17 protein-coding genes are annotated in these 15,209 nt (G+C 69.1%); 11 read left to right on the forward strand and 6 right to left on the reverse strand.

From position 1 onward, the window contains the following. Nucleotides 1-48 precede the first annotated feature (48 nt). Nucleotides 49-468, forward strand: a complete 420-nt coding sequence (arr, locus tag G6N64_RS21650) for an NAD(+)--rifampin ADP-ribosyltransferase (RefSeq protein WP_163799639.1) — start codon at nucleotides 49-51, stop codon at nucleotides 466-468. Here arr and G6N64_RS21655 read toward each other — a convergent pair. Beyond that, nucleotides 455-1,186 carry a hypothetical protein gene (locus G6N64_RS21655; protein ID WP_163799641.1) on the reverse strand — a complete coding sequence of 244 codons (732 nt, stop codon included), beginning with the start codon at nucleotides 1,184-1,186 and terminating at the stop codon, nucleotides 455-457. The genes arr and G6N64_RS21655 overlap by 14 nt on opposite strands. Before the next feature lie 69 nt (nucleotides 1,187-1,255). On the opposite strand from G6N64_RS21655, the gene G6N64_RS21660 reads away from it, so the two are divergent. Next, entirely contained in the window at nucleotides 1,256-2,425 is a 1,170-nt protein-coding gene (locus tag G6N64_RS21660) for an AI-2E family transporter (protein ID WP_163799643.1), read from the forward strand. Here the strand turns inward: G6N64_RS21660 and G6N64_RS21665 are convergent. Continuing rightward, nucleotides 2,419-3,114 (reverse strand): helix-turn-helix domain-containing protein, encoded by a 696-nt coding sequence (locus tag G6N64_RS21665; RefSeq protein WP_163799645.1) that lies wholly within the window; start codon nucleotides 3,112-3,114, stop codon nucleotides 2,419-2,421. The genes G6N64_RS21660 and G6N64_RS21665 overlap by 7 nt on opposite strands. Further along, a complete protein-coding gene (locus G6N64_RS21670; protein WP_163799646.1) occupies nucleotides 3,105-4,229 on the reverse strand; it encodes a substrate-binding domain-containing protein in 1,125 nt (374 codons plus the stop codon). The genes G6N64_RS21665 and G6N64_RS21670 overlap by 10 nt, the downstream gene beginning before the upstream one ends. Before the next feature lie 315 nt (nucleotides 4,230-4,544). On the opposite strand from G6N64_RS21670, the gene G6N64_RS21675 reads away from it, so the two are divergent. The 7 genes from G6N64_RS21675 (at nucleotide 4,545) to G6N64_RS21705 (ending at nucleotide 11,359) form a co-directional block, all read left to right on the forward strand. Beyond that, entirely contained in the window at nucleotides 4,545-5,591 is a 1,047-nt protein-coding gene (locus tag G6N64_RS21675; RefSeq protein ID WP_197748298.1) for an autoinducer 2 ABC transporter substrate-binding protein, read from the forward strand. 3 nt (nucleotides 5,592-5,594) lie between these two features. After that, nucleotides 5,595-7,127 (forward strand): sugar ABC transporter ATP-binding protein, encoded by a 1,533-nt coding sequence (locus G6N64_RS21680; protein ID WP_197748299.1) that lies wholly within the window; start codon nucleotides 5,595-5,597, stop codon nucleotides 7,125-7,127. Beyond that, entirely contained in the window at nucleotides 7,124-8,131 is a 1,008-nt protein-coding gene (locus tag G6N64_RS21685) for an ABC transporter permease (RefSeq protein WP_163799649.1), read from the forward strand. Before G6N64_RS21680 ends, G6N64_RS21685 begins: the two co-directional genes overlap by 4 nt. Next, complete coding sequence (locus G6N64_RS21690; protein WP_197748300.1) at nucleotides 8,128-9,210, forward strand: ABC transporter permease; 1,083 nt, start codon at nucleotides 8,128-8,130, stop codon at nucleotides 9,208-9,210. Before G6N64_RS21685 ends, G6N64_RS21690 begins: the two co-directional genes overlap by 4 nt. Before the next feature lie 36 nt (nucleotides 9,211-9,246). Next, nucleotides 9,247-10,014, forward strand: coding sequence for an SDR family NAD(P)-dependent oxidoreductase (locus G6N64_RS21695; RefSeq protein ID WP_163799650.1), 768 nt, complete (start codon nucleotides 9,247-9,249; stop codon nucleotides 10,012-10,014). Nucleotides 10,015-10,086: 72 nt separating this feature from the next. Next, entirely contained in the window at nucleotides 10,087-10,923 is an 837-nt protein-coding gene (locus G6N64_RS21700) for an alpha/beta fold hydrolase (protein WP_246230749.1), read from the forward strand. Between the two features lie 52 nt (nucleotides 10,924-10,975). Next, complete coding sequence (locus G6N64_RS21705) at nucleotides 10,976-11,359, forward strand: hypothetical protein (protein WP_163799652.1); 384 nt, start codon at nucleotides 10,976-10,978, stop codon at nucleotides 11,357-11,359. On the opposite strand, the gene G6N64_RS21710 is transcribed toward G6N64_RS21705, so the two are convergent. After that, nucleotides 11,353-12,267 carry an MBL fold metallo-hydrolase gene (locus tag G6N64_RS21710; protein WP_163799654.1) on the reverse strand — a complete coding sequence of 305 codons (915 nt, stop codon included), beginning with the start codon at nucleotides 12,265-12,267 and terminating at the stop codon, nucleotides 11,353-11,355. The genes G6N64_RS21705 and G6N64_RS21710 overlap by 7 nt on opposite strands. 279 nt (nucleotides 12,268-12,546) lie before the next feature. Here G6N64_RS21710 and G6N64_RS21715 point away from each other — a divergent pair, with 279 nt between their 5' ends. Continuing rightward, nucleotides 12,547-12,789 (forward strand): hypothetical protein, encoded by a 243-nt coding sequence (locus G6N64_RS21715; protein ID WP_163799656.1) that lies wholly within the window; start codon nucleotides 12,547-12,549, stop codon nucleotides 12,787-12,789. 102 nt (nucleotides 12,790-12,891) lie between these two features. Here G6N64_RS21715 and G6N64_RS21720 read toward each other — a convergent pair whose 3' ends face one another. After that, a complete protein-coding gene (locus G6N64_RS21720) occupies nucleotides 12,892-13,887 on the reverse strand; it encodes an NAD(P)H-quinone oxidoreductase (RefSeq protein ID WP_246230750.1) in 996 nt (331 codons plus the stop codon). A 28-nt stretch (nucleotides 13,888-13,915) separates the two neighbouring features. After that, complete coding sequence (locus G6N64_RS21725) at nucleotides 13,916-14,473, reverse strand: hypothetical protein (protein ID WP_163799658.1); 558 nt, start codon at nucleotides 14,471-14,473, stop codon at nucleotides 13,916-13,918. 173 nt (nucleotides 14,474-14,646) lie between these two features. Between G6N64_RS21725 and G6N64_RS21730 the strand changes: the two genes are divergently transcribed. Next, complete coding sequence (locus G6N64_RS21730) at nucleotides 14,647-15,192, forward strand: YceI family protein (RefSeq protein WP_174266857.1); 546 nt, start codon at nucleotides 14,647-14,649, stop codon at nucleotides 15,190-15,192. Nucleotides 15,193-15,209 lie beyond the last annotated feature (17 nt).

Consider the following 15,209-nt stretch of genomic DNA (forward strand, 5'->3'; position numbering starts at 1 on the left):
TCCTGCTGCACAATCGTCCGGCCGACGACGCGAAACGGGGTAGCGACCATGCCGACGCCATTCGAAGTGCACCCGTCGGGTGCGTTTCTCCACGGGACCAAAGCCGACCTCTCGGTCGGCGATCTGCTGGTGCCGGGCCGCCCCTCGAACTTCGAGGAGGGGCGGATCATGAACCACGTCTACGTGACCCAGACGCTCGACGCCGCCGCGTGGGGGGCCGAGATGGCCAGGGGCGAGGGGCGGGGCCGGATCTACGTCGTGGAACCGCTGGGTGAGGTCGAGGACGATCCCAACGTGACGGACAAGAAGATGCCGGGCAATCCGACCCGTTCGTTCCGCACCCGCGAGCCGGTGCGCATCGTGGGCGAACTCGAGGACTGGGACGGCCACTCGGTGGACGAACTCGCGACCATGCACGAGACCCTGGACCACCTTCGGCGCCAGGGCCTCGCCGTCATCTACGACTGAGCGGGTCGTCCCGTCGACGGTTGGCGCCACCGTCGAGCCACCGGCGGGTGGAGCCGGTCAGGACGACGATGACGAGCACGATCGGCAGGATGACGCTGCTCAGCGTGCTGAAGGGGTTCGCTCCCGAGGTCGGCAGGGCGCTCGCGCGCACCCCGTACTCGACCAACTGCAGGAGCACCATCGCGAGTGCCGCCCCGGCGGCCACCGAACGGCCCGTCGGCGAACGCCGGATCAGCAACGCCGCGCCGACGACCAGTGCCACCGCGACCACGAGGCGCGCGATGCCCATGACCGCGAGAAAGGTCGGGACCCACGCCGCGATGGCGTTGCCCGACTCCGCCAGTTCGGAGGCGACGGCGAGGTAGCCGATGACGGCGAAGCCCTGCAGCAGTGCGATGACGAAGCACAGCACGATCGCAGTGACCGCGGCGCCCGACGAGGCGGGCGGAGGTGGATACGGCGGGTAGCCGGGGTAGTGCTGCGGCGGACCGGGGTACTGGTGGGACGGACCGGGGTACTGGTGGGACGGACCGGGGTACTGGTGAGGCTGCCCGGGGTAGTGCTGCTGCGGTCCGGGGTACTGCGGGTATTGCTGCGGGAACGGATACGGCTGATGAGGAGGCGGGGGTGCGGGATACGACTGACGTGGCGGACCGGGTTGCGGTGGACCGGCTTGCGGTGGACCAGCATTCGGATCCGGTTGCTGCCACGGGTTCATGCGCGCTGACGCTAGCACCGCGGGGCGCTCCCGACGGATGTACGGGAGGTCGTCGTGGAGGATGACGTCATGGTTGCCCCCACCCGCGGTTCGATCTATCAGGCACACCTCCGATCGACCGCGACCGTCGCCGTGCAGTTCGTCGCGGTGGCCGCCGGCCTGTGGATCCTCGCCTGGGTGGTGGGCAAGACCTGGGTCGTCGTTCTCCCCGTGGTGCTGGCGGTCATCATCTGCACGGTGCTGTGGCCGCCGGTCGGGTGGCTGCTGCGCAAGGGTGTGGCACCCGCGGTGGCGGTCCTGGTCGTCCTGCTGCTCGCCGTGGCCGTGGTCGCCGGCCTGTTCGCCGCCGTGGCGCCGGCGATCGTCGAGCAGGCCACGGAACTGGCCGAGCAGGCCACCGCGGGCGTCGTGAAGGTCAGGGACTGGCTGGGTGGCCCGCCGCTGAACATCAATGACGCGCAACTCAACTCGGCGGTCACCGCCATCAACGACCAGCTCAACTCGAGTGGCGCCCAGATCGCGGCGGGTCTGTTCACCGGCGTCGGTGCGGCGACGTCCGCCCTGGTCACCCTGTTCACCGCGGTGGTGGTCACGTTCTTCCTCCTGAAGGACGGTCCCCGCTTCGTACCGTGGCTTCGTCGCGTCGTCGGCATGCCCGCGGCCCCCCACCTCGCGGAGATCCTGTCGCGCGTGTGGTCGACCCTCGGCGGGTTCATTCGAACCCAGGCGCTGGTCAGCCTCGTCGACGCGGTACTGATCGGGATCGGGCTGGTCGTCCTCGGGGTGCCGCTGGCCTACGCCCTCGCAATCCTCACCTTCATCGGTGGTTTCGTGCCCATCGTCGGCGCATTCGTCGCGGGTGGCCTCGCCGTCCTGATCGCACTGGTCGCCAACGGACCGGTGAACGCGCTGATCGTCCTCGGCATCATCCTGGCGGTGCAGCAGTTGGAGGGGAACGTGCTGCAACCGTGGCTCCAGGCGAAGTCGATGAAGTTGCACGCGGTGATCGTCCTGCTGGCGGTGACACTCGGCGCGTCCACCTTCGGGGTGATCGGCGCCTTCCTCGCGGTGCCGGTCGCGGCCGCGGTGGCGGTGATCATCCGGTACTACGGCGAGCAGGTGGGCGATCGCGCGGGGGAGCAGCCGCCGCCCGAGGAGCACGACGACGCCGCCCGCGGCGACGAGGCCGATGACGAGACCGACGTGGCGCGCAGCGCGGACGGCGCCGACGCTCAGTAGTGGACCGCGGCCGCGTACAGGGCGGCGCCGGCCCGGCGGGCGACGGGCTCGCCGAGGTGATCCGGGACGTGCAGGGTCACCGCGAGTCGGGTGTCCGTGACGGCACAGGCGAGCTGCCGGCCGAGGACCGCGGACTGCGACCGGTGGATCCGCGTGCGACGGGGGCGCCGCAGGTCGAGGGTCGCTCGTACCTCGTCGTCGGTCAGCCCGAGGTGGGTGGCCGCGGCGCGTACCGACGCACTCGCCTCGGAAGGCGACATCGCGGACAGGATGGCGGCGGCGCCCGCGCATGCCGCGGCATCGGCGCGCTGCCCGGGTCGTGGGGTCAGCGGCAGGGGCTCCCTGCCCGGGTGGACGTCCACGAAGACCACCCGGTTGCCGAACAACCGGACCAGTGAGACGGTGTGCCCGTCGAGTTCGGGTGTGGCACAGGCCCGGAAGACGCGGTGCACCACCGCGTCGGGATCGGACAGGCCGGGCCAGCCCGCGCCCGGCCGGAGGGCACCGTCCGGACCGCGGGCCACGAACCCGACGTCCTCGAGGGTGTCGAGCAGGTCCGACACGGAACTCTTGGGCATGCCGAGCGTGGCGCTGAGTTCGGCGGGCGTGCCGGCGGCGCCCGAGGAGATCGCGTCGAGCAGCCGCGCGCCGCGATGCACGGCGGGGCTGCGCGGGCCGTCTACCCCCATGGTTCGTAGTCCGAGGCGTTGTCCACGTCGATCAGCCGCGGGGACAGGTACACCGACGACCGCGTGACGGAGGCGCCGCGGTGCAGCGCCGCACCGATCTCCATCGCCGTCTGCGCGAGGGCCCGGGGATCCTGCGTCGCGGTGGCGATGATCGGTCCACCGGCGCGGATCTCGTCGACGGCCCCTCGCGCGCCGTCGACGCCGACGATGGGGACGGCGAGACCCCGCTCGCGGAGGACGCGCGAGATGCCGATGGCGATCTGATCGTTGCTCGCGAAGAACCCGTCGACGTCGGGGTGGCTTCGGAGGACCTCCTCGGCGGCCCGCCGCCCGGACGGGGCGTCCAACTCGCCATAGCTGGTGACGGCGACCTCGAGGCCGGGGTACCGGGACAGCGCGGCGAGGCAACCGGCGATCCGGTCGGAATTGGCCGTGATGGGTATCCCGCCGACCACGGCCACGCGGCCGCGCCCGCCGAGGGCTCGAGCCAGGGCACCACCGGCCAGGGTGCCTGCCTTGGTGTTGTCCGTCGCCACCACCGCGTCGGCGCCGCTGACCGCCGACCCCATGGCGACCACCGGAATCCTCGCGGCGCGAGCGCGAGCGCAGGCCTCCTCGAGACCGTTGGTGGCGACGGGCTCGATCAGGATGAGATCCATTGCATCGTCGACGAACTCGACGATGCGACGAGACTGCTCCGACTTGTCCTCCCCGGCGGTGTGGACGTGCAGCCGCGCGCCGAGGCGGTCGGCCTCCTCGTGCAGGGCGTCGATCTCGGCCCGGAAGAAGGCCTCGCCGAGCGGATAGCTGAAACCGATCTCCCCGATCGGCCAGTACTCGGCCCTCGCGGTGGAACCCAGCTCGTAGGCGCGGGGTCCGAGTACGTAGGTACCGTCCACGCCGCGGGACAGGAGGTTCTCGGCGGTGAGCGCATGGCAGATGCCCATCACACTGCTCTTGGGGTAGCCGGTGATGTCGGCGAGTTCGGCGAGGGCGAGTGGCCGTGCCACGTCGCCGGCGACCCGGAGCACCGTCGCCGCACGCGACAGCGCGGGAACGCGTCCGCGGCTGACGGGCGCACGGGACGATTGCGCCCCGACCGCTGGGTCGGTCATCCGTGTCACGATAACCGACGGACCGGCCACGGGGCGGCGAACTCGTCGCCGAATACCTCGCTCGCACGGTTACTTTCGCGCTCCACGTGGACGACGTGGTCCACCCGACACGTCGCGCGGACGACGGCTCCGATCATTGACAAGGTCACAGCGGCCTGCTTAGTGTGTGTTTCATCACTCGGTGGCTGGTTCGACATGTGAAACGGACCAGCCGGACCCGCCGCGCCTGCGACGGGTCCGTGCCAGGTGCTCGCGGGCGGCATCGACGGGACGTCGTCGCGGTGTTCCGCCCATGTCGTCGAAGGAGATCTCGTGGTGGCTTCTCAGCGTGTCGTCGGTGCGATCAGCGTGGTCCTCGCGCTCGCCATGGTCACCGGTGGGTGCACCAAGAAGGACTCGGCAGCACCTCCGGCGTCCGGGGGGAGTAGCGCCGCACAGGATTCGGGCGGCGCGGTCAAGGTCGCCTTCGTGCCGAAACTCCAGGGCTCGCCCTACTTCGAGGCAATGGACACCGGTGCGAAGCAGGCAGCCGGTGAACTCGGCGACGTCGAATGGCTCTACCAGGGCCCCACGTCGGCCGATGCCGCCGCCCAGGCGCAGATCGTCCGCTCCTTCATCCAGCAGAAGGTCGACGTCCTCGTCGTCGCACCCAACGATCCCGACTCGATGGCGCCGCTGATGAAGCAGGCGCAGGACGCGGGCATCAAGGTCATGACGGCCGACACCGACGCGCCGAACTCGGTCCGCGAGGCGTTCATCAATCAGGCCACCGCCGAGGGCATCGGCAACACCACCGCGGAGACGCTGATGAAGGCGATGGGCGGAAAGGGCAAGTGGGCCATCGTGTCCTGCGGTGAGACGGCCGAGAACCTGAACTCCTGGATCGCCGCGGAGAAGGCCTACGTGTCGTCGAAGTACCCCGAGGCCGAGCTGGTCGACGTCGTCTACTCCGGCGAGGACCAGGCCAAGGGAACGCAGATGGCCACCGACCTGATGAGCGCGCACCCCGACCTGACGGGTCTGCTCGGGCAGTGCACGACCTCCGCTGTCGGCGTCGCGCAGGCCGTCAAGGACGCGGGCAAGATCGGCCAGGTGTTCTCCGTCGGAATCGGCACGCCCAAGTCGATGAAGCCGTACCTCGAGGACGGTTCCTCGTCGGGCTCCATCCTGTGGAACGTGCAGAACCTCGGCTACCTGACGGCATGGGCCGGTCAGCAAGTGGCACAGGGGAAGCCGTTCGAGGCGACCAACAAGGTCAGCGATGCGATGCCCGACGTCAAGTGGGAAGAGGCGAGCAAGACCCTGGTGCTCGGTGATCCGCTGCTGATCACCACCGAGAACGTCGACCAGTTCAACTACTGATCGGTGCCGTCACCGGGTGAGGGCACCATGGCGCAGCCGAGGCTGACGCTGAGCGGCGTGGTCAAGAACTACGGAGCGGTCAAGGCGATCCGGCACGCCGACGTCGAGATCCATGCGGGCCGCGTTCATGCGCTGGTGGGAGAGAACGGCGCGGGCAAGTCCACGCTGATCAAGATCATCTCCGGCGCCACCACGCCCGACGCGGGCACGGTCACCTACGAGGGTGCGCCCGTGACGATCTCGTCGACCGTCGACGCGATCGGACTGGGCATCGCGACGGTGTACCAGGAGCCGCAACTGTTCGCCGAACTCACCGTCGCCGAGAACGTGTTCATGGGACGCGAGATCGTCAAGGGTGGGCGGGTGGACTGGGCGGCCCAGAACGCCCGGGTCGCCGACCTCCTGGCGGCGCTCGACCTACCCGCGAAGCTCACGACGGCCACGGTGGGCGACCTCTCGGTGGCCACCCAGCAGCAGGTGTCGATCGCCAAGGCACTCGCGGGCGAGGCCGGGGTGCTCATCCTCGACGAGCCGTCGGCCATACTCACCGACGCGGAGATCGACGTCCTGTTCGGGATCATCCGCAGGCTCGCCGACGACGGCGTGGCAATCGTGTACATCTCCCACCGCCTCGACGAGGTCGTGAAGATCGCCGACGAGGTCACGGTCATGCGTGACGGCAGCACCATCGGCACCCATCCGATGGAGGACATGACCGTCCGTCGCATGGCCGAACTCATGGTGGGCGAAGCACTCTCGGAGCACTCGGGCCCGCGGTCCACGCCGCCGGGAGAGCCGGTGCTGGAGCTGAAGTCGCTCTCGCGCTCGGGTTCGTTCCACGACGTGAGCCTCCGGTTGCGGGCCGGCGAGATCCTGGGCCTCTACGGACTCGTCGGATCCGGCGTCGCCGAGATCGCGGAGTGCATCCACGGCCTGGCGAAGACCAGCGGCGGCGAAATCGTCGTGGAGGGCCGCGCGGTCGCACCGCGGTCACCGCGGGAGGCCGCCGACGCGGGCATCGCACTGCTCCCGGCCAACCGCAAGACCGAGGGCATGTTCTCCTTCCAGTCGATCGCCTTCAACGTCTCCATCGGCCACCTCGCCCGGCTCTCCCGCGGGCGGGCGTTCGTCGACCGGCGCCGGGAGCGCTCGGTGGTCAGGGATCTGATGAAGCGGCTGGCGGTCCGTGCGACCGACGAGAACCAGCACGTGGGCAACCTCTCCGGTGGCAACGCCCAAAAGGTCATGCTGGCACGCCAACTCGTCGAACGGCCCGCGCTGCTGCTCCTGGCCGAACCCACTCAGGGCGTGGACATCGGCGCCAAGGAGGAGATCCACCGCATCATCACCGACCTCGCCGACAGCGGCACCGCCGTCCTGGTCGCCACGTCCGATCTGCAGGAGGCCCAGCGCATCACCGACCGACTGCTCGTCGTCCGCGCGGGCACCATCGCCGCGGAGTTCGGCCCCGACGCCCGGCAGGCCGACATCCTCGCCGCCGCCGCCGGCGACCAGGAGGGGTCGGCCACCGCATGAGCGCCAACACCGACACCGACGCGACGCCGCGGACGAGGCAGCGCGTACTCCCCTCCCCGGTCACGCCTGCCGAGATCGTCCTGGTCGCCGTCCTGGTCGTCCTATGGATCGGCTTGGCCGCGGCGACACCTGCGTTCCTCAGCGCGGCGTCGATCATCCCGCTGCTCGTCGAGGTGGCCCCGGTCGCGCTGATCGGCATCGGCATGACCTTCGTCATCATCACCGGCGGCATCGACGTCTCCGTGGGCGGCGCCATCATGGTGTGCTCGGTCGTGACCGCGAAGCTGATGCGCGATCAGGCGCTACCGATGTGGGCCTGCCTCGCCGTCGCACTCGCCACCGGTGCGGTCCTCGGGCTCGTCAACGGCACGCTGATCGCCTACGGCCGCGTGCACGCGATCATCATCACCTTCGGCACGTGGAACGTCTTCCTCTTCGTGGGCCTGCAGATCTTCAACTCCCAACCGATCAGCGGGATGCCGAACACGCTGGCGTGGTTCGGTCGTGGCGTCGACGGCCGGACGGCGTCGATACCGCACAGCTTCGCGATCATGGTGATCCTCGCCGCCGCGGCCTGGTGGTATCTGCGGCACACGGCCGGTGGCCGCCACTTCTTCGCCGTCGGTGGGGATCCGGTCGCCGCCCGACTCGCCGGGATCCGGGTGCAGCGACGCATCCTGATCGCCTACGTGATCACCGGACTGCTGGTCGGTCTCGCGTCGGTCTTCACCCTCGCCAAGGGCACCTCCAACCTCGACCAGTCGGTGGGCTCCGGCCAGGAACTGGCCGTGATCGCCGCGGTCGTCATCGGCGGCACGTCCATCATGGGCGGCCGCGGGTCGGTGCTGGGCACCGTGCTCGGGGCCCTGCTCGTCCAGACGGTGAAGTCGGGCGTCACCCAACTGGGTTGGCCGTCGCAACTATCGGACCTGTTCGTCGGGATCTTCATCGTGGTGGCCGTGGGCACCGACCTCCTCCGACGCCGCGCGAGGAGGAACCCGTGAGTGTCGACGCCGCCGCACCCGCCGCCGAGCGGTCGGCCGGCCGCCGCCGGATCGACCGTGTCGTCGAGGCGGTGCTGACCCAGCGCATCGTGCTGCTCGGCGTCCTCATCGTCATCGTCGTCGCGTGGCTGATGTACCTGAGTACGAACGGCTATCTCAACGGCGACTACGACTTCGACTACATGTCGGCCACGCTCATCGACGCGGTTCCGTTGGCGCTGCTGGCCTTCGCCGAACTCGTCGTCATCGTGTCCGGTCGCGGCGGCATCGATCTGTCCGTCGGTGCGATGGTCTCCCTGGTCGGCATGATCTTCGGCTTCGCCTACGGCTCATGGGGCTGGCCGCTGCTGGCGGCCGTCCTGCTGGCGGTCGTCGTCGGCGGCGTGCTGGGCGCCATCAACGGCTTCCTGGTGGCGCGCATCGGGTTTCCGGCGCTCATCGCCACCCTCGCGACCTACTACGCGTACCGGTCGATCGCGCTGGTCATCAACGACCAGAAGCCGATCAACAGTGCCGAGATCCAGGATCTCTACTCGCTGACCGGTTCGGTGCGCGTCCCGATCATCGGCGACTACATCCCCGACGTCCCCCTCGGGGTGTTCACGTTCTTCGCGCCGGTCCTCCTCATCCTGTGGCTCGCGTTGGACCGCGGCACGTTCGGGCGCCGGCTGTACGCGGTCGGCACCAACGACGTCGCGGCGCGGTGGGCGGGGGTGGACGTCCCGGGCACCCGGATGCGGGCATACGTCATCTCCGGGGTGCTGTCGGGTCTCGTCGCGGTGTACATCACCGCGGAGTTCGCCTCGGCCCGGCCCGATGCCGGCACCGCCGGCAACGGCCTCGCACTTCCCGCCATCACCATCGCCGTGCTGGGCGGGGTCGCGATCACCGGTGGCGTCGGCCGGTTGGCGGGCGTCCTGCTGGCCACCTTGCTGATCGTGTGGCTGAACGCCGGCATCATCCTCTACTTCGAGGGCAACACGGGCACGCAGTTCCAGTTGCTGGCGCTGGGCGTGGTGCTCATCCTGTCCGCACTCCTCAATGGGCTGACCACCCGAAGATTCAGCGGCAGCGACTGATCCGGCGCTCTGCACCCACGTAACGAAGGACACTCCATGACAGTGCTCGACGCCTTCTCGCTGACCGGCAAGCGGGCCCTGGTGACCGGCGGCAACCGAGGCCTGGGGCTGGCATTCGTGCGAGGCCTGGCCGAGGCCGGCGCCGACGTCGTCTTCGTGTCCCGCGATGCCGACCGCAACGCCGCCGCCGTCGACGCCCTGGCCGAGGATGGGCTGCGCGTGCAGGCGTTCGAGGTCGACGTCACCGCGCCCGACGGCCCGGACGAGGCCATCTCCGGCGCGGTGGAACGACTCGGCGGGCTCGACCTCCTGCTCAACAACGCGGGGCTGGCCCTGCACAAGCCCGCACTCGAGATCACCGACGAGGAATGGGATCTCGTCTTCGACGTGAACACCCGGTCGCTGTGGCGGCTCAGTCAGCGGGCCGGCGCCCACATGAAGGACCACGGCGGAGGGAACATCCTCAACGTCGGCTCGATCAGCTCGCTCATCGTCAACCGCCCGCAGTGGCAACCGTCGTACAACGCGTCGAAGGCGGCGGTGCATCAGCTGACCAAGTCTCTGGCCGCCGAGTGGGCGCCGTACGGCATCCGGGTCAATGCGATCGCGCCGGGCTACGTCAAGACCGAGATGGCACCCGTGGACGAACCCCGGTTCCGTCGGCACTGGATCGAGGACGCTCCGATGCAGCGGTACGCGCTGCCGGAGGAGATCGCACCGACCATCGTGTACATGGCGTCGGACGCGTCCGCGTTCATGACCGGTTCGGTGGTGGTCATCGACGGGGGCTACACCGTCTACTGACCGGTCGGCGATGAGTTCGGGGGCGTCCGCAGGTCCTTCCTCGGAAGGAACCACCGACCTCAGGGGGACATCGTGACTGCGGACCGCTCCGGATACCTGCCCGTCAACGGGATCGACCTGTACTACGAGGTGCATGGTGACCTCGGTGCGGCCAGGTCGCCACTGCTGCTGATCCCCGGCGCATTCATGGCCTGCGACTCGATGGAGGCGTGGACGACTGCGTTCGCCCGCGACCGCGCGGTGATCGTGTTCGACCAGCAGGGGCACGGCCGCACGCCGGATACGTCGCGACCGCTGTCGTACGAGCAGTTCGGCGAAGACGCCGCGGCCCTGCTGCGCGGCCTGGGCGTCGACAGAGCCGACGTCATGGGCTACTCCCAGGGTGGCGGCGTCGCACTGCAACTCGCGCTCCGCCATCCCGGGCTGGTCGACCACCTCGTCTCGATGTCGGCGACCTTCCGCAGGGACGGTTGGCATCCGTCGGTGTTCGAGGCCATCGGGGGACTCACCGCCGAGATGTTCGCCGACACGCCGGTCGAGACGTCGTTCCAGGCGCACACTCCCGAACCCGCGGCGTTCGACCGCTGGATCCGGAAGATGACGACGTTGAATCTTGACGACCAGCAGATCAGCGACGACGAGATGCGGTCGATCACCGCCCCGACGATGGTGATCGTCGGCGACGCCGACGGCGTGCGACTCGACCATGCGCTCGAGATGTTCGCGTTGCGCGGGGGAGGGGACGCCGACGCAGCCGCGTCCGGTGTGCTGTCGCACGTTCCGCCCGCGCGGCTGGTCGTGTTGCCCGCGATGTCGCACGTCGGCATCTCGGCGGAGTCCGACGTCCTGGTGCCGATGGTGAGCGCGTTCCTCGACGATGAGGTCCCGGTGACGCCGGGGATGTTCTGATCGGACGTCGGCCCTAGGCTGGCAGGGTGACGCGGGCGGGCTTCGACACCTGATGGACGACTTCGAGCGGCGTCCGGCAACGGAACTGGAGATCGCGACGATCAAACTCCTCCTGCCCCCGGACGGGTTCCCCGACGTGGACGTCTACCGCGACCAGGCCGACCACCTGTGCGTCACTGATCGGTGCAGCTGCGGCTGCCCGACCATCGGCGTCGCCGTGGACCGGAGTCGTTGCAGGCGGGCGACTTTCGCGGGCACCCCGCTGCTCCCGGTGGAAGCGGAGGGTACGGGCGAGGACCACGTCCAGCTCCTGCTGTTCGCCCGCGACGGCTGGCTCGAGTCCCTCGAACTCGTCACCTTCTCCCCGCCGGCGAGACCCACCTTCCCGCCGGCATCCGAACTCAGAGTGGTGAACCGGTACCCGGCGGCTCAGTAGTCCCAGGTCGTCGGCACCATGCGGAAGCCGTTGCCGACGGCCCTGACGTGGCAGACGGACGGGAACGGCAGGTGGGTGGCTACCAGTGCCTCGCCGCTCGCGGCCAGCTCGCCCAGCAGGCGGATGCGCACCCGCGTCGACTCCTCGGGATCGTGCTCGAAGCCGTTCTGCCACTCGGGGTTGTCGAACCCCGGCTGGAACACCGCGTCACCGGCGAACGTCAATGCCTCGCCACGAGATTCGAGCCGGACGACGCTGTGGCCGGGGGTGTGTCCGCCGGTGCGGCGCAGCAGCACGCCGGGCGCCACCTCGTACTCCGTCTCGAACGTTCGCAGCCGGCCGCGGTACACGTCCAGGAACTGCGCTGCCGTGCGGCGCAGGACGTCCGGGATCGGCTCGGGCATGACCGTGAGCGAGAAGTCGGGCGCCTCCCAGAATTCTGCCTCCGCGGCCGCGAGGTGGACCACCAGGTCGGGTCGGAGGCGGTTCCGCAACCCGTCGACGAGCAACCCACCGATGTGGTCCATGTGCAGATGGGTCAGCACCACGTCGGTGACGGACGCGGGGTCGATACCCGCCGCGACGAGCCGGGTGGCCAACTGCCCCGCGCGCGGGAAGTCTGGGAACTCGGTGCCCAGCCCGGAGTCGACGAGGATCGTCTTGCTGCCGCTGCGGACCACCGCCACGTTCAGTGGCCAATCGGTCACCTCCGGCGGCAGGTACATGTCCTCGAGCCAGGCCGACAGATCGCCGGGTTCGGCGTTGGTGGCCATCGTCACGGCGGTGATCGGCAAAACGCCGTCGCTGATCACCAGCACCTGAATGTCGCCCACAGTCAGGGCGTAGCGCGACGGGACCAGCTCGTCGGTCGATCCGGTGACGAGGCGCGACGTGGTGTCCAGACTCATGTGTTCTCCTCCTGGGTGGTGTGCCGAAGTCGTGGCTGTGGGCGGCGTGTTGGCCACCCAAGGGAAGGACCGAGTGGGGTCGCATTCTGTGACACGGCCGGGTCCCGAAGGGGCCGGAATGCTGGCATCGCCCGGCGGCACCGTGAAGGGACACGACGCACAGGTTCCAGATGGTTACCGCACCGTGTCTCGAATGTGACCCCGGTGTCAGAGCGTTACCGGGGTGGCCTTCGCGCTCGACGATCGCTCACATCCGACGGAGTTCCGTGGAGGACCGACATGACGACAGCCGCGCTCACCTTTCACGCCCGTCCGAGGACAGGCGGCATCGTCAGACCCAAGAACGGCAGAACCGCGGTCACCGCCGTCGACGTGTTGGCGGGATTGGCGAACGTGATCCGCCCGCTGGCCCTGACGGGCGGAATCCTCGCGGTCGGAGTGTTCTGTCCGGCGGATGCAAGCGCCGAACCTCCGATGGTCTTCACCGAAACCGGCGTCACGGCGGCGATGACGCCCGAGTAGCCGCCCATCGTAGGCTCACGTTGTTGCCGCTCTGACAAATGGGCTTGCCGGTCGTGCAGCGGCGTCGGCACCATGGCAGCGCGGGTCTGCTACGCGTGAGCGTCAGCCGGAGGCACCGCCGCCGTTGTCGAGGATGACCTTGCCGACGGTCTGCTTGGACTCGACCAGTTCGTGTGCCCGCGCCGCCTCCGCCATGGGAACCACCGTGTCCACCACCACGCGGACGGCGCCGGTGGCGAAGAGGGGGAGGACGTCGCGGACCACCGCGGCGATGATGTCCGCCTTCTGCTCGATCGGGCGCGCGCGCAGCATGGTCGCCGAGATGCTGGCACGCTTGGACATCAGCAGTCCCAGATCGAGCAGGACCGGATCGGTCGTGCCGCCGATCACCACCAGATGGCCGTCCGGCGCCAGGCATTCGACGTTGCGCGGCAGGTAGGGCGAGCCGACCACGTCCAGGATGGCGTCGACGCCACGGCCGTCGGTGGCCTGCCGTGTCGCGGCCACGAAGTCCTCGGTGCGGTAGTTGATCGCCGTCTGAGCGCCGAGATCGAGACCGGCCCGCGCCTTGTCGTCACTGCCCGCGGTCGTGATCACCCGTGCCCCGATGGCCGACGCCCACTGGATGGCAAAGGTGCCGATTCCGCCACCGGCACCGTGGATCAGCACGGTGTGGCCGGCGGTCAGGCCTGCGATCATTGCGAGGTTCGAGTAGACGGTGGCCGCCACCTCGGGAATCCCGGCCGCCTCGATCATCGAGATCCCGGCCGGGATCGGCATGACCTGGGTCTCGGGGACCGCGACCTGGTCGGCGTAACCTCCGCCGTCGAGCAGGGCGCACACGCGGTCGCCGGGCGACCACGACGTGACCGCAGAACCCACCTCGACGATCGTTCCCGAGCACTCCAGCCCCAGCGGTCGAGGCGCCCACGCCGGTACCGGATAGAGGCCGCGGCGTTGCAGGAGGTCGGCATTGTTGACCCCGGCGGCCGCGACGGCGATGACCACCTCGTGGGGTCGAGCATGGACGGGATCGACCGTGCGCCAATGCAGTACCTCCGGCGATCCGGGATGGTCGAACAGAATTGCGGATGTCACGGACGTTCTCCCCAGCTGTGGATTCGGATCAGGCGGACACGGTCGAATGCGCTGCAGCCCAACGGGAGATGCTCTGCGCGTATCGTGGCGTCTCGACCTCGCAGTGGCGTCCCGAGGCCTCCTGGCGGGCTTCCGCCGCTTCGGCGAACGTCTGGCCCTGCGCGGCGATGAACGTCAGGAAGTCCTCCGTGGGGTGCGAGGTCACCGTGTTCGTGTAGCGGCACCAGTCTCCGTCGAGCTGCTCCATGCGGAGTTCCCAGATGACCTGTGTCGTCGTCCATCCCTTCGGGGTCAGGATGTCCGAGAGCGACACCATCCGGCAGTAGTGGGCCTCGGCGACGTCGAAGCGGTACTGCTGGATCACCAGGCCGGTGCCGATCATCTCGACGTTGATGGACATCGGCGTGCCGTCGTCGTCGACGGTGTAGCCGGCCGCCTTGTGGTCCCCGGGTGCGCAGCGCTGATATTCATGCGTGGGAAGGGTCTTGAGCCACTGGGCGATGTCGACGTCGTGGAACGAGGTTTCGACGTCGGCGGTGACGACTGCGTGGGAGAGGATCAGATCGTCGCGGACCGTCGTACTCATCGGGTGCTCCTGTTGTCTTCCGACGGCCGCCCGGGTTGGCGGAAACCGACCCATCGAGAATCCTTCAGCCGTGGTCGCGCCAACAATGCCGCTGGCGTCACTTCGGCGGGTAGTGCTAGCCGTACCTCGCCGGTGCCGGATCGATCGAACCTGCAGAGCTATACAGTCGGCTCGTGGACACCTCGTCGTGGACGTTCGACCCCTCCGTCGGCGAGTTGCTGGTGCAGACGCACGCCGCGGGTCCGGCGGCGCGACTCGGTCACGACCTGACGATCGTCATGGAGGACTGGGTGGCCGAACTGTCGTGGTCCGACGAGCGTCCCAGCGTGGCGGACGTGACGGTTCAGGTGGCGTCCCTGTCCGTACTGCGCGGTGACGGGGGAGTGAAGTCGCTGTCGGGTCCGGAGAAGGCCCTGGTGCGATCGAATGCCCTCAAGGCACTCGACGCGAAGCGTCATCCCACGATCGGCTTCCGGTGCGACGACGTCGCGGCGACCGACGACGGCTACCGGCTCGCGGGATCGCTGACCATCCACGGCGTCACCCGCCCGTGCGAGGTCGCCGTTCGGGTGACCGACGTCGGCGACCGATGGCACCTGACGTGTGAGTCGGTCGTCCGCCAATCCGACTTCGGCGTCACGCCGTATTCGTTGATGTTCGGATCGTTGAAGGTGGCCGACGAGGTGACGGTGTCGTTCACGGCGACTCGCCCCCACTGAGCCGGACCGCGGCCGAA

Origin of the sequence: Mycolicibacterium sediminis, assembly GCF_010731735.1 — a bacterium.
GTDB classification, from domain to species: Bacteria; Actinomycetota; Actinomycetes; order Mycobacteriales; family Mycobacteriaceae; genus Mycobacterium; species Mycobacterium sediminis.

What these genes read in the sequence shown, in the direction of transcription:
- arr (WP_163799639.1), top strand. Translation starts at nt 49, where the DNA reads ATGCCGACGCCATTCGAAGTGCACCCGTCGGGTGCGTTTCTCCACGGG.
- G6N64_RS21655 (WP_163799641.1), bottom strand. Translation starts at nt 1,186, where the DNA reads ATGAACCCGTGGCAGCAACCGGATCCGAATGCTGGTCCACCGCAAGCC.
- G6N64_RS21660 (WP_163799643.1), top strand. Translation starts at nt 1,256, where the DNA reads ATGGTTGCCCCCACCCGCGGTTCGATCTATCAGGCACACCTCCGATCG.
- G6N64_RS21665 (WP_163799645.1), bottom strand. Translation starts at nt 3,114, where the DNA reads ATGGGGGTAGACGGCCCGCGCAGCCCCGCCGTGCATCGCGGCGCGCGG.
- G6N64_RS21670 (WP_163799646.1), bottom strand. Translation starts at nt 4,229, where the DNA reads ATGACCGACCCAGCGGTCGGGGCGCAATCGTCCCGTGCGCCCGTCAGC.
- G6N64_RS21685 (WP_163799649.1), top strand. Translation starts at nt 7,124, where the DNA reads ATGAGCGCCAACACCGACACCGACGCGACGCCGCGGACGAGGCAGCGC.
- G6N64_RS21695 (WP_163799650.1), top strand. Translation starts at nt 9,247, where the DNA reads ATGACAGTGCTCGACGCCTTCTCGCTGACCGGCAAGCGGGCCCTGGTG.
- G6N64_RS21705 (WP_163799652.1), top strand. Translation starts at nt 10,976, where the DNA reads ATGGACGACTTCGAGCGGCGTCCGGCAACGGAACTGGAGATCGCGACG.
- G6N64_RS21710 (WP_163799654.1), bottom strand. Translation starts at nt 12,267, where the DNA reads ATGAGTCTGGACACCACGTCGCGCCTCGTCACCGGATCGACCGACGAG.
- G6N64_RS21715 (WP_163799656.1), top strand. Translation starts at nt 12,547, where the DNA reads ATGACGACAGCCGCGCTCACCTTTCACGCCCGTCCGAGGACAGGCGGC.
- G6N64_RS21725 (WP_163799658.1), bottom strand. Translation starts at nt 14,473, where the DNA reads ATGAGTACGACGGTCCGCGACGATCTGATCCTCTCCCACGCAGTCGTC.